The organism is Desulforegulaceae bacterium, from assembly GCA_034006035.1.
Classification (GTDB): Bacteria; Desulfobacterota; Desulfobacteria; order Desulfobacterales; family JACKCP01; genus JACKCP01.
Genome location: JAVETN010000003.1, coordinates 171391 through 196259, shown reverse-complemented (window position 1 = coordinate 196259; position 24869 = coordinate 171391). Strand labels below are relative to the sequence as shown.

General features: G+C 35.6%; 22 protein-coding genes and 1 other RNA gene. 12 read left to right on the top strand and 11 right to left on the bottom strand.

The window, feature by feature from the left end:
- From RBR53_04095 to ffs, 6 genes are all read right to left on the bottom strand, one after another.
- Complete coding sequence (locus tag RBR53_04095; protein ID MDY0131830.1) at positions 1–2466, bottom strand: helix-turn-helix domain-containing protein; 2466 nt, start codon at positions 2464–2466, stop codon at positions 1–3.
- A gap of 283 nt (positions 2467–2749) precedes the next feature.
- Complete coding sequence (locus RBR53_04090; protein MDY0131829.1) at positions 2750–2962, bottom strand: DUF5320 domain-containing protein; 213 nt, start codon at positions 2960–2962, stop codon at positions 2750–2752.
- A 24-nt stretch (positions 2963–2986) separates the two neighbouring features.
- A complete protein-coding gene (locus tag RBR53_04085; protein ID MDY0131828.1) occupies positions 2987–3334 on the bottom strand; it encodes a DUF134 domain-containing protein in 348 nt (115 codons plus the stop codon).
- A gap of 160 nt (positions 3335–3494) precedes the next feature.
- The gene (gene dnaK, locus RBR53_04080; GenBank protein MDY0131827.1) at positions 3495–5420 is read right to left on the bottom strand and encodes a molecular chaperone DnaK; all 1926 of its coding nucleotides are present in this window, start codon (positions 5418–5420) and stop codon (positions 3495–3497) included.
- A gap of 39 nt (positions 5421–5459) precedes the next feature.
- Positions 5460–6182, bottom strand: a complete 723-nt coding sequence (grpE, locus tag RBR53_04075; GenBank protein ID MDY0131826.1) for a nucleotide exchange factor GrpE — start codon at positions 6180–6182, stop codon at positions 5460–5462.
- A gap of 201 nt (positions 6183–6383) precedes the next feature.
- Positions 6384–6468: signal recognition particle sRNA small type (gene ffs, locus RBR53_04070), an RNA gene on the bottom strand.
- Positions 6469–6566: 98 nt separating this feature from the next.
- Between ffs and tilS the strand changes: the two genes are divergently transcribed.
- The 5 genes from tilS (at position 6567) to RBR53_04045 (ending at position 12157) form a co-directional block, all read left to right on the top strand.
- The gene (gene tilS / locus RBR53_04065; protein ID MDY0131825.1) at positions 6567–7982 is read left to right on the top strand and encodes a tRNA lysidine(34) synthetase TilS; all 1416 of its coding nucleotides are present in this window, start codon (positions 6567–6569) and stop codon (positions 7980–7982) included.
- A gap of 126 nt (positions 7983–8108) precedes the next feature.
- Entirely contained in the window at positions 8109–10037 is a 1929-nt protein-coding gene (ftsH, locus tag RBR53_04060; protein MDY0131824.1) for an ATP-dependent zinc metalloprotease FtsH, read from the top strand.
- Between the two features lie 3 nt (positions 10038–10040).
- Complete coding sequence (folP, locus tag RBR53_04055; protein MDY0131823.1) at positions 10041–10859, top strand: dihydropteroate synthase; 819 nt, start codon at positions 10041–10043, stop codon at positions 10857–10859.
- 48 nt (positions 10860–10907) lie between these two features.
- A complete protein-coding gene (locus RBR53_04050) occupies positions 10908–11678 on the top strand; it encodes a type III pantothenate kinase (protein ID MDY0131822.1) in 771 nt (256 codons plus the stop codon).
- Positions 11679–11851: 173 nt separating this feature from the next.
- The gene (locus RBR53_04045; GenBank protein MDY0131821.1) at positions 11852–12157 is read left to right on the top strand and encodes a helix-hairpin-helix domain-containing protein; all 306 of its coding nucleotides are present in this window, start codon (positions 11852–11854) and stop codon (positions 12155–12157) included.
- A 132-nt stretch (positions 12158–12289) separates the two neighbouring features.
- On the opposite strand, the gene RBR53_04040 is transcribed toward RBR53_04045, so the two are convergent.
- The 4 genes from RBR53_04040 to RBR53_04025 all read right to left on the bottom strand — a co-directional run bounded on the left by RBR53_04040 (position 12290) and on the right by RBR53_04025 (position 15682).
- The gene (locus RBR53_04040; GenBank protein MDY0131820.1) at positions 12290–12994 is read right to left on the bottom strand and encodes a hypothetical protein; all 705 of its coding nucleotides are present in this window, start codon (positions 12992–12994) and stop codon (positions 12290–12292) included.
- Positions 12995–13006: 12 nt separating this feature from the next.
- Positions 13007–14182 (bottom strand): PilT/PilU family type 4a pilus ATPase, encoded by a 1176-nt coding sequence (locus RBR53_04035; protein ID MDY0131819.1) that lies wholly within the window; start codon positions 14180–14182, stop codon positions 13007–13009.
- Between the two features lie 79 nt (positions 14183–14261).
- On the bottom strand, positions 14262–15344 hold the full coding sequence (locus tag RBR53_04030) for a type IV pilus twitching motility protein PilT (GenBank protein ID MDY0131818.1): 1083 nt from the start codon (positions 15342–15344) through the stop codon (positions 14262–14264).
- Between the two features lie 35 nt (positions 15345–15379).
- Complete coding sequence (locus tag RBR53_04025) at positions 15380–15682, bottom strand: YggT family protein (GenBank protein ID MDY0131817.1); 303 nt, start codon at positions 15680–15682, stop codon at positions 15380–15382.
- A 485-nt stretch (positions 15683–16167) separates the two neighbouring features.
- Here RBR53_04025 and uppP point away from each other — a divergent pair, with 485 nt between their 5' ends.
- From uppP to RBR53_04010, 3 genes are all read left to right on the top strand, one after another.
- Complete coding sequence (gene uppP, locus RBR53_04020; GenBank protein ID MDY0131816.1) at positions 16168–16977, top strand: undecaprenyl-diphosphatase UppP; 810 nt, start codon at positions 16168–16170, stop codon at positions 16975–16977.
- An 18-nt stretch (positions 16978–16995) separates the two neighbouring features.
- Positions 16996–18339, top strand: coding sequence for a phosphomannomutase/phosphoglucomutase (locus RBR53_04015; GenBank protein MDY0131815.1), 1344 nt, complete (start codon positions 16996–16998; stop codon positions 18337–18339).
- A 470-nt stretch (positions 18340–18809) separates the two neighbouring features.
- On the top strand, positions 18810–19031 hold the full coding sequence (locus RBR53_04010) for a cold shock domain-containing protein (GenBank protein MDY0131814.1): 222 nt from the start codon (positions 18810–18812) through the stop codon (positions 19029–19031).
- Between the two features lie 137 nt (positions 19032–19168).
- On the opposite strand, the gene RBR53_04005 is transcribed toward RBR53_04010, so the two are convergent.
- Positions 19169–19723: a hypothetical protein gene (locus RBR53_04005; protein ID MDY0131813.1), complete on the bottom strand. Its 555-nt coding sequence runs from the start codon at positions 19721–19723 to the stop codon at positions 19169–19171.
- Between the two features lie 734 nt (positions 19724–20457).
- Here RBR53_04005 and RBR53_04000 point away from each other — a divergent pair.
- The 4 genes from RBR53_04000 (at position 20458) to RBR53_03985 (ending at position 24857) form a co-directional block, all read left to right on the top strand.
- Complete coding sequence (locus RBR53_04000; GenBank protein MDY0131812.1) at positions 20458–22146, top strand: ATP-binding protein; 1689 nt, start codon at positions 20458–20460, stop codon at positions 22144–22146.
- Between the two features lie 27 nt (positions 22147–22173).
- The gene (locus tag RBR53_03995; GenBank protein ID MDY0131811.1) at positions 22174–22656 is read left to right on the top strand and encodes a response regulator; all 483 of its coding nucleotides are present in this window, start codon (positions 22174–22176) and stop codon (positions 22654–22656) included.
- A gap of 163 nt (positions 22657–22819) precedes the next feature.
- On the top strand, positions 22820–23176 hold the full coding sequence (locus tag RBR53_03990) for a response regulator (GenBank protein ID MDY0131810.1): 357 nt from the start codon (positions 22820–22822) through the stop codon (positions 23174–23176).
- Between the two features lie 100 nt (positions 23177–23276).
- Positions 23277–24857 (top strand): DASS family sodium-coupled anion symporter, encoded by a 1581-nt coding sequence (locus tag RBR53_03985; protein MDY0131809.1) that lies wholly within the window; start codon positions 23277–23279, stop codon positions 24855–24857.
- Positions 24858–24869: the final 12 nt, after the last annotated feature.

Below are 24869 nucleotides of genomic sequence, written 5' to 3'. Positions count from 1 at the left end.
CTAATCTTTAGTTTCAAGAAACTTAAGATGAGAAACAACCATTTTTATTTCTCCATAGGAATATTCATTGCCTAAATTTTCTTTAATTTGTTTAAAACCAAGTTGATCTTTTTGATTTTTAATTTCTTGAATTATTTTATCTTTTTTGTCTTCTGAAATTAATTCATTAAGATTAAGCTCTCCTTTTTCTACAAAAAAACTTAAATGTCCTTCAATTGTTGCTGGAACAAAACCCCTTTCCCTGGCAATTTCTTCAATGGAAAGACCTTTTTTGTATAAATTAAAACTTATTGTTTTAGTGTCCTCTTTTGGGGTTTTATTCTTTTTTACATTTTTAGGTTTTTCTTCAAATTCTGGAAGCTCTACTTTTTCAATTTTATTTATTTTTCTATAATTATTTACAATTTCAAGAAGCTCTTTTCCGTATTTTTCATTGGTTTTAGGCCCTACTCCCTTTATTTTCATCAACTCTTTTTCATTTTCCGGAAGAATTATGGAAATCTGGATTATCACACTTTGATGAAGTATCTGATAATGGGGGAGATTTTCTTCCCCTGCTTTTTTTGCTCTCCATTTTTTTAAAAGAGAAAACACTTCGCCATGTTCAATATCTGATTCTTCAAACAAAGGTAATGAATCTTTCTTTTTTTTTGGTGGAGTAAAATCTGTTTGTGCTTTTGAAACAGATTTTAAATAAAACAAAGGACTAAACCCGTTTTCGCAGGATTTTACTGATGCTTTTTTTATAAGTGTTTCCTGAAAAAGGTTTTTATATGAATAATCAAGCTGCTTTTTTATTTCTTTGTTGTCTGTTTCAAAACTTAATTTTTCTAAAAAATCATTTATTTTTTCCACCCGCTCAAAAAACCATTGAGAAGCTTTACCTATCCTTCCAATAAGGGAACTATCTTTTTCAGGCAGGATTTTTGATCCAAACATTTTACCCAGCTGATTTTTAAATTTTTCAGATACAGAAAAAATATCATCTTCTGCAATTTTTTTAATTTCTTCTATTTTTTCTGAATTTGATAAAAAGATTGTATTTGAATTGCTTTTACAAAAAAAATAAAATCGCCTGAAAAACCTGTCAAACAATGAAAAATCAAAACACTCAAAAATAAGCTTTTGCTGATAGCTTTTTTTTGAACTTTCAAGAAATTTCTCAAGATAAAGGCCTGGTTCAAGGTTATTATAAAAATCTTCTACCATTTTGTCGGTTCCCGGAAGATTTAAAAGTGGAGAACTTAAAACAAGGCCTTCAAGAGTTGTACATCTGCTCAAGGCAACATAAATCTGGCCGTGGGTAAAAGCATCCTGGGCGTCAATAACTGCCTTTTCAAATGTAAGCCCCTGACTTTTATGAATAGTTATTGCCCAGGCAGGCTTTACAGGAAACTGAATAAACTTTCCTGTAATTTCAGACTTTATTTCATTATCATCCCCAAGTCCGTATTTTATATTTTCCCATTCCAAAGGAAAAACCTTGATTTCTTTTTTATCATCAGGACAAAAAACCTTGATTTTTTCTTTATCTATTTTTGTTACAATTCCGGTTTTTCCATTGAAATACAGCTTTTCAGGTGAGGGATCATTTCTTAAAAACATTACCTGGGCACCTTTTTTAAGATTTAAAACCTCAGGAGCCGGATAATTATTGACTGGAAAATCACCTGAAATATCAGCATTGAAATAAAATTCTTTTTCTTCAATTTCCTCCATTCTTTCCTGATTAAAACACTCTGCTGCCCTGTTATGGGTGGTTAAAATCATATAACCCTCATTTTTTTCAGGAACAAAATCTTTTATATATCTTTTTTCAAGCTCACTTTTTATCTGATTATCAAAATCATTATCTCTTAGTTTATTTAAGATATTTATAAATTTTTCATCTTTTTGACGATAAATATGCTTGAGTTCAATTGTTATAAATTCAGTGTTTTTCAAAGAGTGGCTGCTGAAAAAATAAGGGGAATCATAATAATTTTTCAAAATTTCCCATTCATTCCTTTTTACCACAGGAGAAAGCTGGTGAAGATCACCTATCATTAAAAGCTGAACCCCTCCAAAGGGCTTTGGACTGTTTTTAAAACTCCTTAAGACCAGGTCAATTGAATCTAAGACATCAGAGCGGACCATGCTTATTTCATCAATGATTAAAAGATCTAAATTTTTAATTATATTTCTTTTTTCCTTACTTAATTTAAATCTTCTGTCCCCAAGGTCTGAGCCCGGAATAAACGGGGTAAAAGGAAGCTGAAAAAAAGAATGAAGGGTCACTCCTTTTGCATTTATTGCAGCAACTCCGGTTGGTCCTGTGACAATAAACCTTTTGGCTGTTGTCTTTGCTGTTTCTCCCAAAAAAGTTGTTTTACCTGTTCCAGCCTTTCCCGTAAGAAAAATATTAGCTCCTGTTTCTTCTACAAATTTTCCTGCAAGGTTTAATTCATGATTTATAAAGTCCTGCACAACTTGCCCCCGCCTTTTAAATTTTCAAAATTAATATGCAAAATTTTAAACTTATACTTAGCATAACAAACTTAGAATTTACAAATTTGAAAACAAATTTGTGAAACAATACTTGGAACTGATTTTATCTTTTGGGGATTTGTTTTTAAATAAATGAATAAACCGGTGTTGTTAAATAATTAACAGATGATTTTTATTGAGGTGAGGTTTAAAACTTTAAATATTTTAAAAAATGTTTAAAGCTAAAATCAATCAGGACAGCTAAGCTGCCCTGAGTAGTTATTTATTCTTCGACTTCTGATCCATTTTGAAAATTTGGCAAAGGATTTTGGAAATTATTGTTTCTATTAAAAAATCTTCTTCTAAAACCTCCTCCCCTTCCATATCCATAACCTGAAGGATTGCGAGCTCCCTGAAAATTTCCCGAACAATAACCTCTTGCCCCACCTGTCATTGGACCTGCTCCGTTTGGGCCTGTTTTATCCATTCCTGGCATAATACACCTCCTGTTTAAGTTTTTTTATTCAAAATCAGGATTCCTGCTTTGTCCACCTCTGAAGCGTCTTCTATTTCCTTTTTCACTTCTGAGCTGGTAATGCCCTCCGCTTATGTTTATTTTTTTTCCTACAACAAGGGCTTCGGCTATTATCTGCCTTGCCTCTCTAAGAATTCTTCCATAGGTTTGTCTTGATACTCCCATAATTTTTGAAGCTGTTTCCTGATTAAGATTTTCATAGTCAGAAAGCCTTATTGCTTCAAAACCTTCAAGGGATAAGACAAGCTCTTCTTTAAAAGAATTTCCCAAAGGTGCAAAAACCTGATTTTCTGGCTTTCTTGAAATAAAACGTTTTTTTTTATACCTGGTCATAACCCACCTTGATTGTCATTTGATAACTAAATATACATATAAAAAACAATAATTTCAAGTCTATAATGGTCAAATGACCAAATTAATTTGATAAAAACAAAAAAAGCCCTGCAGGGATTAACCTTTCAGGGCTTTTAAATAATTTATATTTTAACTAATTTTATTTTTTATCGTCTTTTACTTCTTCAAAATCTGCATCAACAACATCATCATCGTCAGAAGGACTTGCTGACTCTCCCTGGGCAGGATCTGCTGAACCTGCTTCGGCCTGGCCCTGCTCTGCCTGCTGCTGATAAATTTTTTCAGCAAGTTTATGGGATGCTTCTGTAAGCTCCTGAGTTGCTTTATTTATTTCTTCAACATCAGTGCCTTCTATCTTCACCTTAAGTTTTTCTACATGGGACTCAATATTTGCCTTGGTTTCGGCATCAACTTTATCTCCAACATCCTTAAGAGATTTTTCTGTCTGATAAATTACTGCATCAGCCTGGTTTTTAGCTTCAACCAATTTGCGTTTTTTCTTATCTTCTTCTGCGTGAAGCTCAGCTTCCTTAACAAGGTTTTCAATATCTTCATCTGAAAGGCCGCTGGACGCTGTAATTTTAATTGACTGTTCTTTTCCTGTGCCTTTGTCTTTTGCAGAAACAGCAACTATTCCGTTGGCATCAATGTCAAAAGTCACCTCAATCTGAGGCATTCCCCTTGGTGCAGGAGGAATATCTGTAAGCTCAAATTTTCCTAGAGTCTTATTGTCTGAAGCCATTTCACGCTCACCTTGGAGCACATGAATTGAAACAGCAGGCTGATTGTCATCAGCTGTTGAAAACACCTGACTTTTTCTTGTAGGAATAGTGGTGTTTTTTTCAATAAGCTTTGTCATAACTCCGCCAAGGGTTTCAATCCCAAGAGAAAGAGGAGTTACATCAAGAAGAAGAACGTCTTTTACATCACCTTGTAAAACACCGCCCTGAATTGCAGCTCCGATGGCCACAACTTCATCGGGGTTTACTCCTTTATGGGGCTCTCTGCCAAAAAGATTTTTAACTCTTTCCTGAACAGCTGGCATTCTAGTCATACCACCAACAAGAATAACCTCATTGATTTTATCCTTTGAAAGTCCAGAGTCCTTGATGGCTGTAAGGCAGGGTCCGTCAATTCTTGCAAGAAGATCTCCCACTAAAGATTCAAGTTTTGATCTTGAAAGCTTGATCTGAAGATGCTTTGGGCCTGACTGATCAGCTGTTATAAAAGGAAGATTTATATCTGTTTCAACTGAAGATGAAAGTTCCATCTTTGCTTTTTCAGCTGCTTCCTTTAAACGCTGCAACGCCATTTTATCATTTCTTAAATCAATTCCATTGTCTTTTTTAAATTCATCTGCAAGCCAGTTAATTACCAAAAGGTCAAAGTCGTCACCGCCAAGATGGGTATCACCGTTTGTGGCCTTAACTTCAAAAACACCGTCTCCTATTTCAAGAATTGAAATATCAAAGGTTCCACCGCCAAGATCAAATACTGCTATGACTTCCTCTGATTTCTTATCAAGCCCGTATGCCAAAGAAGCAGCAGTAGGCTCGTTTATAATTCTTTGAACATTAAGCCCTGCAATTTTACCTGCATCTTTTGTTGCCTGTCTCTGGCTGTCATTAAAATAAGCAGGAACTGTAATTACAGCATCTGTTACAGGCTCGCCAAGATAAGCTTCTGCTGTTCTTTTTATTTCTGCAAGAATAAAAGATGAAATCTCGGCAGGACTGAACTGCTTGTCTCTTAAAACAACCCGGACATCACCATTGTCTGCTTCTTTTATTTCATAGGGAAGGTTTTTTTGATCTCTTTGAACCTCAGGAGAATTAAATTTCCTTCCCACCAGTCTTTTTGCACCAAACACTGTATTTTCAGGGTTTGTAATTGCCTGTCTTTTTGCAATCTGCCCCACAACTCTTTCATCGCTGTCAGTCAATGCCACCATTGAAGGCATGGTTCTTCCGCCATCTGCTGTTGTTATAACTTTGGGCTCTCCGCCTTCCATAACTGAAACACAAGAGTTTGTTGTACCTAAATCTATTCCTATAATTTTACCCATTTTAAAATCTCCTTATCTTATCCCGCGGTTATTACTGAATTATTCACCGCTATTATTTTCTTTGTCCAAATTTTCATTATCTGCTCTTTCCATAGACTTTCCTGTAGAAACTATAACCATTGCTGGTCTTATAAGTCTTTCATGGAGAAGATATCCTTTTTGAAACTGCTTAACTACTATGTTTGCTTCAACATCATCCCGCTCTTCCTGCCCCACTGCCATATGGTATAAGGGGTCAAATTTTTCTCCCTGGGCATCAACAGATTTAATACTGAACTGATCAAATACTCTTTCAACTTCTTTCAAGGTCATTTTTATTCCCTGAGTTATCTGAGATGATTCAGTTTCTCCTGAAGATTCAGCGGAAAGCACTGCTCTTTCAAGATTGTCAATCACAGGAAGAAGCTGTTTTACTATTGCTTCTACCGCATATTTTTTAAACTCATTGACTTCTCTATTGGTTCTTTTTTTAAAGTTTTCCAGCTCTGCATGAGCTCGAATATACTTGTCATTTGATTCCCTGGATTTTTCTTCAGCTTCCTCAAGCCTTTTTTTAAGCAGAACAATTTCATCAGGCTGCTCTATTGAATCAGCTTCTTTTTCTTCCAAACCACTTTCAAACTCCTGATTTTCTTTTTCCGCATCATGACTTTCAAAGCAAGAATCTAAATTGATTTTTTCTTCTGGCTCAGCTTTTTCAAAAGAATCTTCAGAGCCATCATCAATATCAATTTTCCGGGATGTCTTATTATTTTCTTCCAAAACTCTCCCCCATCAAAACTTTATTAATTATTTCAATTTTTTATAGTGTAAAAACAATCATACTCAATCTGTTGGGAAAAATAAGACGGAAAAACAGCTTGTCAAGAAAAGTAAAAGCTAATTCTTAAGGGTTTTATTTTGAAAATATGCCTAAGTGGAGGGACTTAAAGAAAAAAAAGCCCCAAAGTCATCCTGACCGGGATCGATCCGCGACACAGACAAAGAATCGCTTATCGCTGCTCCCTTCCAGGCCTGACGAGGTTCACAACCGTCTGTTACACGGCGGCCGGTCAGGATGACTTTGGGGCTTTTCATTGAAAATTTTGACTACATCATATATTTTCAATAAAAAAAATCAAGACAAATCTCAAAAAGAGAAGCCTAATGAAATCAAGATTTGAAAAACTAATAGAAAAAAAACTCATAAACAAATTCGAATTTAAAAAAAACGAATCGGTTCTTCTTGCTTTTTCAGGCGGCCCAGATTCTGTTTTCCTTCTTTACCATCTTCATCTTTTATCTGAAAAATACAAATTTAAAATTGGAGCTTTTCACTTAAACCATTGTTTAAGAGGAAAAGAGGCAGATAAGGACGCCCAGTTTTGCAAAAAATTTTGCAAAGAGCTTGGAATAGAATTTTTCTACGAAAAAAAAGATATAAAAAAAATATCAAAAGAACTTAAAATTTCTGAAGAAGACGCCGGAAGAAAAAAAAGATATGATCTACTAAATAAAATCTCACAAAAGAAAGGGTTTAAATTTATTGCAACAGCCCACCATAAAGATGACTCAATAGAACAAGTTTTAATGAATTTTTTAAGAGGTACCGGAATTGACGGGCTTTCTGGTATTCCGGAAAAAAGAAACAATATAATAAGACCCCTTCTTGATATTGATAAAAATCAAATAATTGATTTCCTTGAAAAAAAGAAAATCAATTATTGTATAGACAAAACAAATTTTGAAGCAGACTATCTGAGAAATAAAATAAGAAATGTTTTAATTCCTTACCTGGAAAAAGAGTTCAATCCATCAATAAAAAAAGGAATTGCAAACCTTATAGATATTTCTGATGAAGAAAACAGGTTTATTGAAAACTATATAAATAATTTTTTTTCAAGTATAGTCAAGTTTGAAAAAAACAAAGCATTAATTGATCTTGAAGTCTTTAATCAACTTGAAAAAGCAATAAAAAGAAGAGTTTTAAGAAAAACCATAAAATCCCTTAAAGGAACAACTTTTAAAACCACCCTGGATCATATAGATAAAATAATTGAAATTTCATTACTTGAAGGAAGAAAACAATTCCATTTAAAAGATCGGATAATAGCAGAAAAATATTTTGAAACTTTAGAACTTAAGCTAGCTGAAGTTTGCCTGAGAAACTATAAGCCCGAAAGTCTTGATTTTAATATCAAAATAGAAAAACTTCCGGAAAAAAATATATTGATAAGCCCGGATAAAACAATAAATTTTAAAATTTATACACAAAAGGAAGACAATACAAAAAGCCTTGAGGAAGTTGAAGAAATAAGGCTTAATCCCAAGGAAATCAACTTTCCTCTTATCTTGAGAAATCTTGAAAAAGGAGACAGATTTTCTCCAAAAAACTTCAAGGGAAGAAAAAAAATAAAAAAAATCTTAGCTGAAAAAAAACTTTCACCGGATGAAAAGAAAAAAATTGCAGTTCTTGAATCCCGGGAAAAAATCTACTGGATCTCAGGAGTTGCAAAAAACCATTTTAATGCTTTACCCTTGAAAGGTGAAAAAACATTAGTTATTAAACGAATTTTAATGTAAAAAAACAAATATTTCTTGCTTGCTCAACAATGATGATTAAGGTAATTAAAAAATTGGCTAAACATTAAGCAGTTAACCCTGCTCCTTTGTCAAAATTAGGAGCTAAATAAATATCTGGAGGTCTAATTGAATCCTTTTTATAAAAATCTTTCTCTCTGGCTGGTAATACTTCTGGTCTTTTTCATGCTTTTTCAAATTTTTGAACAGCAGCAAAGTCCAGGTTCCAGACAGATTAACTATTCCGAATTTATGGCCATGGTAAACCAGGGCCAGATAACTGATGTAACTATTCAGGATCAAAATCTTACAATAAAAGATGCCTCTGGACAAACTTACAGGTCTTACTCACCAAATGATCCAGGCCTTATTGAAGAACTTAGAAATAAAGGAATTGCAATTAATGCAAAACCACCTGAACAAAACCACTGGATAGTAAGCGTCTTAGTCTCATGGCTTCCCCTTATGATAATAATTGGAGTCTGGATTTTCTTCATGAAACAAATGCAAGGCGGTGGGGGGAAAGCCATGTCTTTTGGCAAAAGCCGGGCAAAGCTTATGACTGCAAACACACAAACGGTTACTTTCGATGATGTTGCCGGAGTTGACGAGGCAAAGGAAGAACTTAGTGAAATAGTCGATTTTTTGAAAGATCCGAAAAAATACACCCGTCTTGGAGGAAGAATTCCCAAGGGCGTACTCTTAACCGGCTCTCCAGGTACAGGAAAAACTCTTTTAGCAAGGGCAGTTGCAGGAGAGGCCGCAGTTCCTTTTTTCAGCATAAGCGGTTCAGACTTTGTTGAAATGTTTGTAGGGGTTGGAGCATCAAGGGTAAGAGATCTTTTCATACAAGGTAAAAAAAATGCTCCCTGCATCATATTCATAGACGAAATCGATGCCGTTGGAAGACAAAGAGGTGCTGGACTTGGCGGAGGCCATGATGAAAGAGAACAAACACTTAACCAGCTTCTTGTTGAAATGGACGGATTTGAATCAAATGAAGGGGTTATTCTCATTGCAGCAACAAACAGGCCTGATGTTTTAGACCCGGCTCTTTTAAGACCCGGAAGATTTGACAGACAGGTGATAGTTCCTCTTCCCGATGTTGCAGGAAGAGAAAAGATCTTAAGAGTGCATATTAAAAAAACTACTGTTGCAGATGATGTAAACATAAGAGCCCTTGCCAAGGGTACTCCGGGATTTTCAGGTGCTGATCTTGAAAATGTAATAAACGAAGCCGCTCTTATTGCAGCAAAAAGGGACAAAGATTTTGTAGACATGAAAGATTTTGAAGATGCAAAAGACAAAGTATATATGGGTCTTGAAAGAAAATCCAAGGTAATGAGTGAGGACGAGAAAAAAGTTACTGCATACCACGAAGGCGGTCATGCACTTGTTGCAAGACTTCTTCCCTTAACAGACGCTGTAAATAAAATAACAATAATTCCAAGGGGAAGGGCTGCTGGTGTTACCTGGTTTCTACCTGATGAAAGCGATTTCAGATATAAAGATCAGCTTGAAAGCTCACTTTCTGTTGCCTTTGGAGGAAGAGTGGCTGAAGAACTCATTTTCAAGAGGATAAGTACAGGAGCTTCAAACGACATCAAGCATGCTACAAACATTGCCCATAAAATGGTAAGGTCATGGGGAATGAGCGAAGAGCTTGGCCCGCTTTCATATTCAAAGGACGATGATCAGGTTTTTCTTGGAAGGGAAATAACCCATTCAAAGGATTACTCAGAAGATACAGCAAGAAGAATAGATCTGGCAGTTACAAATATAATAAACAAAGCATATAAAACAGCAGAAGATGTATTAAATAAAAACATGAGCCTTCTTCACAAACTTGCGGATCTTTTGCTTGAAAAAGAAACTGTAATGGGCAATGAGCTTGATGAACTTATTTTAAGCGAAAAGCCCGACTTTAAATTTTCTTCAAAGGTTCCTTCCCTTGATGATCAGGAACCTATTATAAACAAAGAAAAAACAAAAAATGAAGAAAAAGAAGTTTCTGACTCAGAAACAAACCCTGAACCTCCTGATGAAAATCAAGAATAATCAATGATTGATCTTAAAAGTAAAAAAACTTTAATAATGGGGGTAATTAATATTACCCCTGATTCTTTTTCTGATGGGGGAAAATTCTACAATTTAGAAAAAGCTCTTTCCCACTCAAAAAAACTTATAAATGAAGGGGCTGATATCCTTGATATAGGAGGAGAATCCACAAGGCCTTTTTCAAAATCTGTTCCACCGGAAGAAGAAATCAACCGTGTTGTTCCTGTTATTAAAAACTTAAGGAAAATAACAGATCTTCCCATTTCAATTGACACAAATAAAGCAATAGTTGCAAAAAATGCAATCCTTTCTGGAGCCTCTATAATCAATGACATTTCTGCCCTTTCATTTGACTATGAAATGGCAGAGCTTGCATCAGATTCCAATTCACATCTTGTTTTAATGCATATGAAAGGGACTCCGGAGACCATGCAGAAAAACCCTTCATATTCAAATATTATTGATGAACTTTTAAATTTTTTTGAAGAAAGAATTGAATTTGCACTAAAAAAAGGAATTAAAAAAGAAAAAATTATTCTTGATCCTGGAATCGGCTTTGGAAAAACCCTTGAACACAACATTTTAATCATAAAAAAAATTGATCAATTAAAAGCTCTTGGTTTTCCAATTCTAATAGGAACATCAAGAAAAACATTTATAAGAAAACTTGTTGGAAAAGATGATTTGCCAAATGATGAAGATGTGATAACAGGAAGCGTTGCTTCAGTATGCGCTGCTTGTCTTAACGGAGCAAAAATTGTAAGGGTTCATGATGTAAAAGAAACCAGGGCAGCCTTAAAAGTAATAGATGCTTTAATTTAACATTAAGTCCTTGATCCAGGCTTACAAACTTATAAATTCGGAGGCAAGATGCTTCTTGCAATTGATGTTGGCAATACCAATACCGTTATAGGAATCTTTAAAGATAAAAAAATATTAAAGCATTGGCGGGTAAGTACAAGAAAACAGGCAACAAAAGACGAATTTGCAATTATTGTAAAAAGCCTTTTTTCCGAAAGCTCCATTTCTGAAAAAGAAATAACAAAAGTTCTTGTTTCTTCAGTAGTACCTGAAACAGACCATATCATAAAAGATTTTTCCAGAGACTATCTTAAAAATGCAAATATCCACTGGATAAATTCAAAATCTGTAAGCAAGCTTATGCCTATTTTATACTCAAATCCAATGGAAGTAGGAGCAGACAGAATAATAAACGGAATAGCAGCATACAAAAAATTTAAAACATCGTTAATAATAATTGATTTTGGAACAGCAACAACATTTGATGTTATTTCCTCAAATGGCGAATATCTTGGTGGAGCCATTTCTCCTGGAATAAAAATAGCTGCTGAAGCTCTTTATAATATTGCTTCAAAACTCCCAAGGGTAGAAATTTACGATCCTCCACCAAATGCCATAGGAAAAGACACTATTTCAAGTATGAAATCAGGAATTTTATATGGCTATGCCGCTCTTGTTGACGGAATGGTGGAAAAAATAAAAAAAGAAACCTTGGGAAATCCAATGGTTATTGCAACAGGAGGACTTGCAGTTGTAATGGAAAAAATAACAACTTCCATTGAAAGCATTGAACCTCAACTTACTTTGGAAGGGATGCTTGCTGTAAATGAAATTTTTTAAATTTTCAGTATTTTCTAGCCTCAAAAATCAAACTACCAGCAAAATCACTTGCTGGCTGCAAATATTCAAATAAAAAATTTTATCAGTTGATACTTTAAATATTTTACTATAAAAATATAAAATATTAAATTTTCATATCTTACTTTAACCTATTTTTTTTACAGGAGACTATTATGTTTAAAAAATTTGTTCTTATTTTTTCCATTTTCATTTTTATTTTTACAGGCTCAGGGTTTGCTTCTCAAAAAATCAATATAAACACCGCAGGAAAAGCAGAGCTTACTCAGCTTTCAGGAATAGGAGACAAATACGCTGAAAGAATAATTGAATACAGAAATAAAAACGGCAATTTTAAAAGTATTGAAGATCTTGTTAAGATTAAAGGAATAGGTAATAAAACTGTATTAAAAAACAAAGATAGAATAACTGTAGGTGATCAACCTGCACAAAAAGAAATTCTACAAAAGAAAAATAAATAAATTATTTTAGCCATGAAAACCCAAAGGCTTTCATGGCTGATTCCTCTATTAAAAAAATTTAAGTTCAACAAAATTTAAAATTTCTTCCTCTGCAAAATCTATAAAGAACCCGAAACTAAGCAAGTTCAGTCCTTAAAATTTGAGACCTTTTTTTAATGCTTCCTTGAAATTTCTGTAAAAACTCTCGTTTTCAGCAAAACCTTTTTTCAACAAATCTTCAAAATTATTCAGGTGGGCTGTATTTATTATTGCGTTGACACTGTGGATAAAAGCATCTTTTCTATCAAAAGTCCTCCGCCTTCCAGACACAAGAAATACAAAAATTTCCCGCCTATCTCTCATGGGAAGTCTTTTTACATACCTGATAACCGCATTGTTACTTATCTCATCGCAGTAAAAAGATTCATCCACAACAATAAGGGAAAATTCTCCTCTCATTCTGAGTTCTCTTAAAGCCTGGTGATTGTCCTCAGGTGAAAAAACAGAATAATCCATGTATTCAAGAACATCTGTCATCCCTTTTTTTAAAGCCTCATCCTCTGTGCAAAGCATTGCCATTTCCCCTTCTTCCTCAATGAAATCAAAGGGATCACCTGAGTCCTTAAAATCAGAGAAACTATCCTCAAATTTTGGCTGGATTAATTCTTCGCCCTCAAAATCACTAACAAGATCAGGAATATCAGAGTTTTTTTCATCCAGATCAAAAAAATTTTCTTTTTTTTCAATCCTTATTTTTTTCTTACATGAAGGACAGGTAACAACAACAGTCTTTCCTTTTGGTATTTTATCATCTGGTATGTTTAAAATTTTACCACAGTTTTTACATTTTTTCTGCATTTTATCACCGTTTTAAAATTTTTTCCTGCCAGGATAGCTTCGTTCCATTTCAAGATTTGAGATATCTGTTGTCTTTTCACCCCTTTCAGACTTTAGTGAATCTATCCCTCTATTTACAATTGATTTTCTTGAAGCATAAGCTTTTGCTGTGTCTTCGCTGATAAGGCCATTTTTAAACAACTCAATTATACTATGATCAAAGGTTATCATTCCTGTATGCATGGAACTTTCCATTATATCATAATAAGTCTTGCCTTCAGCCTCACCATTTAAAATTACATCTTTAGTTCTAAGGCTTGTATTTAAAATTTCAAAGGCTGCCACCCTTCCTCCACCCAGTTTTGGCAAAAGCCTTTGTGATACAATCCATTTTACAGAATCTGCCAGCCTGATTCTTAATTGCCTTTCCTCTTCAATATCAAACATACCTATTACTCTGTTTAAAGTTTTACCTGCATCTACAGTATGAAGAGTTGTAAGAACAAGATGACCGGTTTCAGCAGCTCTTAAGCCTATTTCAACTGTTTCCCTGTCCCTCATTTCACCAACCTGAATAACTTTTGGAGACTGCCTTAATGCAGCTCTTAAACCACTTGAATAATCTGAAAAATCACTTCCAAGCTCCCTTTGATTAAAGGTGGCTTTCTTCTGAGGATGCTGGTATTCAATGGGGTCTTCGAGGGTGACAATATGAACTGAATGGGCAGTGTTTATCTGGTCCAGAATTGCAGCCAAAGATGTTGACTTACCTGTACCGGTTGCACCTGTAATAAAAACAATTCCGTTTTTTTCCTCAGCAATTTCCAAAAAAACATCAGGAAGGGAAAGCTCTTTGATTGTGGGAACACTTGTTTCCAATCGTCTTAAAACTATGGAATAATTCCCCCCTGACTGGGAAAAAATATTTACTCGAAACCTGGCTTTTCCCGGTAGAGAATATGAAAGGTCGCATGATCCTGTGGTTACTAAAAGATCCAAAAGCCTTTTGTCGTTATTAATAAGATTAAGGGCAAGGGTTTCTGTTTGATAAGGAGTAAGATCTTCCATTTCAGAATGAACAAAAATTGGTTTCAATTCACCATCAGACTCAACCTGGGGAGGCCTTCCAATGCTGAAATTAAGGTCTGAAACATTTTCATAGGAATCAAGCATGGCTGTAAGTATCTGATCTACCTCGTTTCTTTTCACTTAATTCACCCAATAGTTTATTTTTTATAGAAACAACCAAAATCTTATATAAATTTATTTTCATCTGGTTAACCAAGAACTAGACTTCTGTAAAATCCTTTGGAGGATTTTTTATATATTCTCTGAACTTTGCCTTTGAGTTTGCTTTTGTATAGGCATCATCACCAGTGATTTTACCTCTTTGAAGAAGTTCAAGAATGGCATCATCAAGAAGCTGCATTCCATATTGTCTTCCTGTCTGAATTGAAGAAGGAATCTGATAAGTCTTTCCTTCACGCACAAGATTTCTCACTGCAGGATTTGCGATCAAAATTTCAAGACAGGCAACTCTTCCCTTTTGATCTGCTCTTTTAAATAAAACCTGAGAAACCACAGCTCTTATTGAATCAGCCAGGGTTGATCTTATCTGAGGCTGCTCGTTTGCAGGAAAAACCTCAACTATCCTATCAACAGTTTTTGCAGCAGAATTTGTATGCAGGGTTCCAAAAACCAAATGACCAGTTGAGGCTGCTTCAATTGCAAGGGAAATGGTTTCAAGATCCCTTAATTCTCCTACAAGAATTATATCTGGGTCTTCTCTTAAAGCACCTCTTAAAGCAGTTGTAAAAGATTTGGTGTGCGAACCGACTTCCCTGTGATTCACAATACATCCCTGACTTTTATGAACAAACTCTATGGGATCTTCAATGGTAATTATATGATCTTTTCTTTTTTTATTTGCTTCGTCTATTATTGCAGCAAGAGTGGTTGATTTACCGCTTCCAGTTGGCCCTGTTACAAGAACAAGACCCCTGGGCAAAAGAGCAAGTTTTGCAATTACCGGAGGAAGGCCAAGCTGCTCAACTGTCAATATCTCGCTTGGGATTTCTCTGAACACAGCTCCGATTCCGTTTTTCTGCATAAAAAAATTGGCTCTGTATCTTGCAAGACCTTTTATTTCATAACCAAAATCAACATCACCGGTTTCTTCAAACTCTTTAATCTTTGTTTCCGGAGCTATTTCATAAAGCATTCCCCGTAATTCATCATTAGCTAAAACCTTGTACTTTACTCTTTCTATTTCTCCATTAACCCTCAAAGAAGGAGGAAGACCTGAAACCATGTGAAGGTCCGATGCTCCCTGATCATTCATAAGCTTGAAAAAAGCGTCTATTTTTGCCATATATTTATCCTGTAAATTTTATTGAAGTATTAAAATCATACTCCCATTTTTTTTCCTGCCATATAAAGTGTATTTACAACAAACTGCTGCAAAAAAATTATACCAAGAATTACTATTATAGGAGAAAAATCAACACCTCCAAATGAAACCGGAAGTCTTTTTCTTACCTCTAAAAGCACAGGCTCTGTAACACTTCTCAAAAACCTCACTATTGGATTGAAAGGATCAGGATTCACCCATGAAAGAATGGCACTACCAATAATAATCCACATATAAATCTGAAGCACTGTATTAAGCACCATAGCTACAGCGGTCAAAAGATTTCCCATTATAAACATTTAATCACCTGTAATTATTCTTTGACTAAATAAATAAAAACTACACAAACCATTTTTTTGTTCGATTAATTAAAAAACTCAAGATTCAGAATCCATAAATTATTTTGAATTTTAAATTTTTTACCTTAACCTGAATTGAGCAAAAAAAGACAGTTTCCCTTAATCACCAAAGTAAAAAATAGTTTAATTTCTGTTTGTTAGTCAAGTCAAAAGGGTTTCTTTAAAAACTTTGAGTCTTTTTTGCACCTGGATTAACCTGTTTACAACCTTCTTTTTAATGATTCAGCTTTTTTGATTTTTTTATGAGTAAACAAAAATTAGACTAAGACAAAATGAAGCACAAAACTTCCACAACTTTTCCTTTTAAAACATAAAACAACCAGTTTGAGTTTACATTTTTAGCTATTATGGTACAACCTGAAAAATTTAAACTCGGTCAGATTCAAAGATCAGCTTAACTTAACTCAAAAGAAAGTGTTCTATTTATGGATCTATTTAATTCTATTGTTCTGGGAATAATCCAGGGCCTGACAGAATTTCTCCCAATCAGCAGCTCAGGTCATCTTGTAATTTTTCAGCATATTCTAGGCATCAAAGAACCTGAAATTTTTTTTGATATCTGCCTTCATGTTGGAACCCTTGGTGCAATTTTAATTTTTTATTTCCAAAGAATCATAAAGCTGACAGCCTCATGTTTTGACTTCCAGGGAATAAAAAACAATTCAAACAAAGATTTTACAATTGTACTCATGATAATAGTCGGAAGCATACCCACTGCTGCAATAGGCCTTTTAATAAAAAAATATTCAGAACATATTTTTTCAAATATAGCTCTTACAGGATTTATGCTTCTTATTACCTCATCATTTCTTTTTGCATCAAAATTTTTAAAGAATTCTCAAAAAGAACAACACAGCCTTTCAAATCCCCTTAAAAAAGCTTTAATTATTGGGACTGTTCAAGGTTTTGCTGTTTTCCCAGGAATTTCAAGATCAGGTTCCACCATTGTTTCAGGACTTTTTTTAGGACTTGACAAAAAATTTGCAGCAGAATTTTCATTTTTGCTTTCTGTTCCTGCAATTCTTGGAGCACAGCTTCTAGCCTTAAAAGATGTTTCCCCAGACTATATTGCAGAAAATCTTTTCTTTGTGATTGTAGGGACTTTAATATCTTTTATCATAGGATACTTAGCTCTTGTTTTTTTAATAAAAGTATTAACTAAAGGAAAATTCTATTATTTTGCACCGTATTGTTTAATGGCTTCAGCAACTTGCTTTGTACTTGCTTATATTTAAAATAAAAAGGAGATGTGTATGAATCCTGAAATATTCAGAGAATACGATATCCGCGGGATTGCGGGCAAAGATATGGATGAAAAAGATGTCTACAACATAGCAAAAGCTCTTGGCTCGTATATAAAAAGATACAGCGGAAAAACAATCTGCCTTTCTAGAGACTGCAGAGTAACATCTGATAATTACGGAAAAATAGCTACACAAGCACTTATTGATGCGGGCTGTGATGTTCTAGACATTGGAGTTACCACCACTCCAATGCTGTATTATTCAATCCACAAATTAAAATCTGATGGAGGAATAATGATTACAGCAAGCCATAACCCTCCTGAATATAATGGATTTAAAGTTAATATAGGTACAGATTCCCTCCATGGAAAAGATCTCCAGAAAATAAAAAATATGATTTTAGCAAACGATTATGACTCAGGAAAGGGAACTGCAAAATCTGTAAGCATTACAGAAGATTATTATGACTTTATTTTAAACGATATAACTCTGAACAAAAAGCTTAAGGTCGGAGTTGATGCCGGGAATGGAACAGCTGGACCCTTTGCTGTTGAAATATTTAAAAGACTTGGGTGCGAAGTTTTTGATATTTATTGCGATATGGACGGAACATTCCCAAACCATGAGGCAGATCCAACTGTTGAAGAAAACCTTGAAGACCTTAAAAAACTTGTCCGTGAAAACAACCTTGATTTAGGGATAGGGTTTGACGGTGACGGAGACAGACTTGGAATTATAGACAGTTCGGGAAAGATGATTTACGGCGATCAAATGATGATAATTTTCGCAAGGGAAGTAATTAAAAAAAATCCTGGTGCTGTTTTTATCTCAGAAGTAAAGTGCTCTCTAACCATGTATGAGGATATTGAAAAAAACGGCGGAAAAGCCATTATGTGGAAAACAGGCCATTCAAAAATAAAAAAGAAAATGAAGGAAACCAAAGCACTTCTTGCCGGAGAAATGAGCGGACATATATTCTTTGCTGACAGATACTTCGGACATGACGATGGGATATATGCAGGATGCAGAATGCTTGAAATAATTGATAGAACTAACAAATCTCCATCAGAGCTTATCAGCGATGTCCCAAAAACTTTTTCAACTCCTGAAATAAGAGTAGAATGTCCTGAAAATAAAAAACTTTCAATTGTTTCAAAGATGACAGAAATATTTAAAAAAACAAACAAAGTTATTGATATAGACGGAGCAAGAATTTTATATGATGATGGCTGGGGCCTTATCAGATCTTCAAATACCCAGCCTGTTTTAGTGTTGAGATTTGAATCCTACACCAAGGAAGGCCTTTTTAGAATACAAGGTGAAATTGAAGCTCAGCTTGAAAAACTTATTTAATATTTTTATTCTTACTTCAAATTATAACAAATATAAGGCTAACAACCCACAGAAAATCAAATAGTCCTACTCCCGGAAATCAGCCGGGAGCAAACCTTTACTTATTATCAATATAATTTATCTATCAGAAAAAACTTCAGCCTTTAATTAACAAAATCTAAACCTGAGTTGTTTAAAAAAGACTTTATGATCTGAAAATTTATTTTTCATTCTTTTTACAAAAGCATCCCAATTAGATTTATTTGTGCAAAGCACTATCAAAGAACCTCCTGAAAACAATAAATATTTATAAATTTTCTTGCACCCTGCACTTTTGTTGTGATATTTTATAAAACAATTTTTAACCACAATTCCAAAAGTTTTTTTCATCTTTTTTCAAAAGACTTATAGTCGTTTAATTAAGGTGAACAATGATGTTTTATAAAAACACTTTTTTGAGTTGTGACTACAGGAAAGAAGGAGGAATGACTTTGACTGCTGAAAAAAACAAGCTTGAAGGAAAAGTAAAATGGTTCAGTAACAAAAAAGGTTACGGATTTATTGAAAAAGAAGACGGAAGCGGAGATATCTTTGTACACCATACCTCTATTGAAATGCCCGGCTTCAGAACTCTTGCTGAAGGTGAAAAAGTGATTTTTGAAATTGAGGAAAATGACAGAGGATATGCTGCAAAAAATGTAATAAAACCATAATCAATTGTTTTTTAAATGTTATTTAATGCTGTTTTACAAAAACAGCATTAAATTTTTTAACCTAAAAGATCTGTTTCTATTAAAAAAGACAACCAAATTTACAATCACCCAGCCCGGGAATTCTATCTAAGTTTATCTTAAATTTTACAAGTCTTAATGGATTCCCTGATTTTTTTGTATATATCTGAAAATAAAATTAAGCCTACAATGTTTTCCCCTTCTTTGACGAAAAGAGAACCATGGCGACTAAGAACAAAAAGGTGAAAAGCCACGTCTATGCTATCGTCGATCATTACCATCTGGTCAGATTTCGGCATTTTAATAAAATCGTAAATTTTGATTTTATTCGCTCTTTCACATAGTTCCTCGAAGGGTTTATGCCACAATTGCAATTGGTTTTTCATGGCTAAAAGCCAACTCCTAATCATTTTACCATACTGCCCGGATTTCACTCGATCAATATAGTCATAGTTTGGTTCCAAGCCCTGGACAATATCCATTGGAGAAAGTTTTCCAATAACTTTTCCATTTTTATCATGAACCAACAAAATTCTTTCAGGAGTCTTTCCTGATTTGAATTGCTCATCAACATTTTCCAAAGTCACCACCCCATCCATAAAGGAAGCATCACTGGAAATAACCGGAAATGCTTCGATAGGCCGCATCAGATCTCTTATTTTTATTTTATCCACAACACATTCCTCCTTGAGGTTTAACTATTCTACTCTAATCAACCATCTGAAAAAATCTAAAAAAGAAGAAACTTTATATTATGCTTTATTCTTCAGTATGGAGAGTAAAATAGAGGGTTTATTAAAATCACAAAAAGCGTCACTAATATTATGCAATTAACAAGCCATAATTCACGGGCTGTTTTTATAACAGCTCTTTGTTTTGACTTTCGCAGATTTTACTGGAACTTATTATAAAAAACCAAAGTTTAAAGCCCTAAAGACAACTAATCAAAACTTAAAATTTTGATTAAAAACATTAGGTTTTTACCAACTTGCCCAAACTTCAAGGATATAAGCTCCCCAACACAAGCAGAATTTCTTGTACTTTTGCCAAAAACTGTAAAATATTTTACAAACTGTAAAAATACTTTACAAACTTTAAAAAGAAAGGTGCCAAGGCTTTCCAAGCCAGCCCAATCCTTCTTTATTTTAAATTTTTTTATCACTTATTTAATAAATTTTAAATTTTTTACTCAATTTAATCCTCCCTTCTATTGTTCCAAAAAAGGCTTTATTTAAGCCCCTGAGATGGCAAGAGAACTTTTATTCAGCTGTTTTAAAAAAAAGATATTAATTTAAAAGGTTTATTTTTTAACAATCCAAAAACGAATTGAGTACTGGCATGTTTTTGGCATTATTCAAAGTACGGGATTCATCTTTAGCATCTAACCATTACAATAATGGAAAATAAAATGGCGAAAAATAAAAGTAAAAATTATTATAAATCTCTTGAAAGGAACATGATTTTAAGCACCATCATTGTTTCCTTTACCCCCATGATTTTGGTGATCACTATCCTGTTGCACCAGTATCAGGTGTCTTTCCAAGAAAAAACCAATGCCCATTTAAATGAGCTGGTTCAAAAACACAGGCAAAACATAGATACTTTTTTAAATGAAAAACTGGGCAACATCCGGTTTCTTGCTATGACAAAAGATTTTGACACTCTTAATGATGACGAATTTCTTAAGAAAAAACTTCAATTTTTGAGAAATGATTACAGCAATGTATTTGTGGATCTAGGTATTGTAGAAGCTTCCGGCAAGCAAACAGCCTACGCTGGGCCACTGGGATTTAAGAATGTTAATTACAAAGACGCAGAATGGTTTCAAAATGCCTGGCAAACGGATTCCTATATCAGCGATGTATTTTTAGGACTCCGGGGTACCCCTCACTTTATAGTTTCGGTCAAGCAAAATGAAAACGGACGGGAGTTTTTACTTAGGGGAACCATAGATTTCATGGCTTTCAATTCTCTGGTACAAAACCTTAGACTGGGAAAAACCGGGTATGCTTTTATCTTAAACCGGGAAGGCAATTTTCAAACCCAACCAGCCATGAACTTTTCGCCGGCTCCGGAGGGGATTTCATTTTTGTGGGAAGCAGTTGAAAAAACCCGGAGTAAATTCCTTGTCACTCAATGGACTAAAAAAAATGGTGAAAAAAACCTTTATGCGGCAGGCAGTCTGAAAAACGGCGAATGGTTGCTTATTGTCAAACAAAAAACTTCTGATGCGTATTCAAGCCTGCGAAAAATGTATTACCTGGCATTGGTGATTTTTGTTATCGGTGCCGCCGGCATTGTTTCTATGGCCTATTATACCACCCATCGCATGGTTCGTCGCATTCGCAAGGCAGATAGAGAAAAAGAAGGAATGAACCAACAAATCATTGAAACCGGCAAAATGGCTTCTATTGGGGAGCTTGCCGCAGGAATTGCCCATGAAATCAACAATCCTGTGGCCATTATGGTGGAAGAAGCCGGATGGATCGGTGATCTACTGGAAGAAGAAGAATTTGAAAAAGGTAAAAACCTCGAAGAATTCCAGCGGGCTTTGACCCAGATTAATACCCAGGGTCAACGGTGCAAGGAAATCACTCACAAACTGCTCAGTTTTGCCAGAAAAACAGACTCAAGACTCAAAGATGTCCAGATCAATGACATTATCACTGAAATTGTATATTTATCCGCCCAGATGGCAAAATACAACAAGGTCACCATTGGAACAAATCTTCAAAAAACCCTTCCCTATATCACGGCATCACCGTCTGAGCTCCAGCAAGTCTTGTTGAATTTAATCAACAACGCCTTGTATGCCATGGAAAAAACCGGAGGGACCATAAATATCTCAACAAAAATCAGTAAAATTGAGCCCGACAGCATTGTGATCGTGGTGGAAGATAATGGCCCGGGCATTCCCGAGGCCAACCTTTCCCGCCTTTTCGATCCTTTTTTTACCACCAAGCCAGTGGGCAAAGGCACAGGGCTGGGACTGTCCATCTGCTACGGGATTATCAATAAAATGGGCGGCAAAATCGATGTTCAAAGTGTAATGGGAAAAGGGTCCCGGTTTCGCATCTGGATTCCCTTTCACAAATAAAAAAGAGGCAGCAGTTTATATAAGCAAATGAAATATAATGTAAAAATACCGGAAAAAAGGAGAAGCAAAATGATGACAACACCTTATGTTATGCTGGTTGATGATGAAGTACCCTTTGTGGAAACCATGACCAAGCGCTTAGACAAACGAGGGCTAAAGATCGTTTCTGCATCAAGCGGGGAAGAAGCATTAAAAACCCTCAAAGAAAACGACACCGTTGATGTTATTGTCCTGGACGTAAAAATGCCGGGAATGGACGGAATTGAAACCCTCCAAAAGATTAAAAAAAATTATCCCCTCAAGGAAGTAATAATGCTCACCGGCCATGCCACAGTAGAAACGGCCATTGAAGGAATGAAGCTGGGAGCCTTTGATTATTTGATGAAACCCTGTGATATCGATACCCTGGTGGCCAAGGTGGATGAGGCAGCAAAGAAAAAGAAATCCCACGATGAAAAAATCGAACAGGCTCGCATTGAGGAGCTGGTGCTGAGAAGGGGTTACGACTGATCGCTTATAAAAAGACACCTTATGATAGATGAATAAAGATGCCGCGCTTAAAATTCTCAAATGGACATAAGGCTTAAAACGGCACAGCTGAATTTAAACAGTCAGAGGGCGTATCATGAATCAAAAAAAGAGCAATCTGCATTCTGTAGCCAAGGGTATCCGAGTGCTACTTGTGGACGATGAAGAAGGATATACAGAGGTACTGAACAACCGTCTTTCAAAAAGAAAGTTTCAGGTCACCACTGCTTCCAGCGGCGGCGATGCCATTAAAGCAGTGCGGAAACAAGATTTTGACGTAGCCATTATGGATCTGAAAATGGAAGACATGGACGGACTTGAAGTTCTAAAAATTTTTAAGCAAATGGGTCTGGATATGAAAATTATTATGCTCACAGGTCATGGATCACAGGAGGCGGCCCGAAAGGGCATTGAACTAGGAGCTTTTGACTATCTAACCAAACCCTGTGAACTTCATGAATTGATAGCAAAAATAAATGAAGCGTATACAGCCCGTCAATAATAAAGAGAAAGATCGGCTGATAAAAAAAGGGCTTTACAAGCCTGATTGCAAACAGTGACCATAAATAATTGACCACGAACTATTGTTAAGGAGTAATAATATGTTTTTCAAATCAAATGGATTCAAACTCTGTATCGGTCTCATGCTTGGGGTTATTGTAATGCTGTTGCCTCGGCCTGAGGGCACAAAATACAAAATATCCGGCGACCCAGGCCAAAGTTTATATTCAATGGTAGATACGCATTTTCAATTAACTGGAGAACCTAATAAAAAAAATAAAACCTATATTTTAGAATCAAAAAATCCAGGGATGGAAACTGCCACAGGTGAGTTTTTAAAACACCAGGCTAAAGCCTTGGAAAACACTGACATTGAGGTAAGTTATGTGGACGGGTTGTCGCCCATGGCCAAACGGTTCCTGGCTATTTTGGCTGTGCTTATTTTTCTTTTTGTTGTGGAACCCATTCCTCTTGAAATTACAGCAATCTGTATAGGTGTATCCCTGGTCGTCATGGGAATTGCAAGTCCCAAGGATGCCTGGGCACCGTATATGCATCCAGTAGTAATTTTTATTATGTGCTGTCTGATTTTTGCCATTGCCCTGGATGAGGCCGGACTCACCAAACGGCTGGGATATTTAATCGTTAAAAAAGCCGGAGATAATGTCACTCGTTTCACATTTATCATTGCCCTGGGTCTTGGTTGGGCGTCCTCTTTAATGCATGATGCTGCAGCCTGTGCCATAGGCATTATCACCATGCTCCCCATGATGAGGGCTGCCGGCATCGAACCTGGCACCAACACTGCTAAGTTTATGATGCTGTCGCTTCCCTTTGCCTGCTCCTGCGGCGGAATGGGAACCCTGATCGGTGGAGGCCGTTGTATGGTGGCAGCTGCCTTTTTGCAAGAATTCACCGGGCTGGAGATTACGTTTTTCCAGTGGATTCTTTACGCCATGCCAGCTGCTTTGCTTACTGTACCTGTGGCTGTGGGGGTTGTTTATCTGGTCTACCGGCCCGATCCTAAATATAAACTGCCAAAATTTGATGGAACCCTTGGACCAATGACACCTCTTGAAATTAAAACTCTTGTAATAATTGGCCTAACCTTTGCCACCTGGTTGACCAAAGGCATCCACGGTATTGATTACTCTATTACAGGTATGCTGGGAGTAGCAGCACTGGTTTTGTTTAAGGTGCTTAAATGGGAAAACATCAATGACAACATGGAATGGGGTACTGCTTTGTTTATTTTTGGTGGTGGTATTTCTCTTGGCCTTGCCATGGGCTACTCTGGAGCTGCAGACTATTTTGCCAATCTCTTTTTCCCGTTGATCCAGGGAAAAGGCTGGCTGGTGCTTTTTATAGGAATGTGTATTTTCGGAGCTCTGGTTACCAATGCCATGGCCAATGTAGCTGCGGCTGCCCTGATTTTGCCCATAGTAATCCCCATGGCCCAAATGGAAGGAGTTGACCCAACCATTCTAGCCCTTGGTCTTGGAATGGCTACCTCTTTTGCTATGCTGCTGGTTATTGGGTGTCCTCCCAATGCTATTTCTTATAGCTATAGGTATTTTAAGGCCTCTGATCTTACCAAAGCCGGTCTAGTGGCAACACCTATCCTAATCGGAGTTTTGGTAGTTGTAGCTGCGGTATGGTGGAAAATTTTGGGATTGGTGTAGGAGAAAGCTTAA

Excerpts from the sequence above, each read along its gene's own strand:
- RBR53_04090 (MDY0131829.1), bottom strand. The coding sequence starts at position 2,962 with ATGCCAGGAATGGATAAAACAGGCCCAAACGGAGCAGGTCCAATGACA.
- RBR53_04085 (MDY0131828.1), bottom strand. The coding sequence starts at position 3,334 with ATGACCAGGTATAAAAAAAAACGTTTTATTTCAAGAAAGCCAGAAAAT.
- dnaK (MDY0131827.1), bottom strand. The coding sequence starts at position 5,420 with ATGGGTAAAATTATAGGAATAGATTTAGGTACAACAAACTCTTGTGTT.
- tilS (MDY0131825.1), top strand. The coding sequence starts at position 6,567 with ATGAAATCAAGATTTGAAAAACTAATAGAAAAAAAACTCATAAACAAA.
- folP (MDY0131823.1), top strand. The coding sequence starts at position 10,041 with ATGATTGATCTTAAAAGTAAAAAAACTTTAATAATGGGGGTAATTAAT.
- RBR53_04050 (MDY0131822.1), top strand. The coding sequence starts at position 10,908 with ATGCTTCTTGCAATTGATGTTGGCAATACCAATACCGTTATAGGAATC.
- RBR53_04045 (MDY0131821.1), top strand. The coding sequence starts at position 11,852 with ATGTTTAAAAAATTTGTTCTTATTTTTTCCATTTTCATTTTTATTTTT.
- RBR53_04040 (MDY0131820.1), bottom strand. The coding sequence starts at position 12,994 with ATGCAGAAAAAATGTAAAAACTGTGGTAAAATTTTAAACATACCAGAT.
- RBR53_04030 (MDY0131818.1), bottom strand. The coding sequence starts at position 15,344 with ATGGCAAAAATAGACGCTTTTTTCAAGCTTATGAATGATCAGGGAGCA.
- RBR53_04025 (MDY0131817.1), bottom strand. The coding sequence starts at position 15,682 with ATGTTTATAATGGGAAATCTTTTGACCGCTGTAGCTATGGTGCTTAAT.
- uppP (MDY0131816.1), top strand. The coding sequence starts at position 16,168 with ATGGATCTATTTAATTCTATTGTTCTGGGAATAATCCAGGGCCTGACA.
- RBR53_04015 (MDY0131815.1), top strand. The coding sequence starts at position 16,996 with ATGAATCCTGAAATATTCAGAGAATACGATATCCGCGGGATTGCGGGC.
- RBR53_04000 (MDY0131812.1), top strand. The coding sequence starts at position 20,458 with ATGGCGAAAAATAAAAGTAAAAATTATTATAAATCTCTTGAAAGGAAC.
- RBR53_03995 (MDY0131811.1), top strand. The coding sequence starts at position 22,174 with ATGAAATATAATGTAAAAATACCGGAAAAAAGGAGAAGCAAAATGATG.
- RBR53_03985 (MDY0131809.1), top strand. The coding sequence starts at position 23,277 with ATGTTTTTCAAATCAAATGGATTCAAACTCTGTATCGGTCTCATGCTT.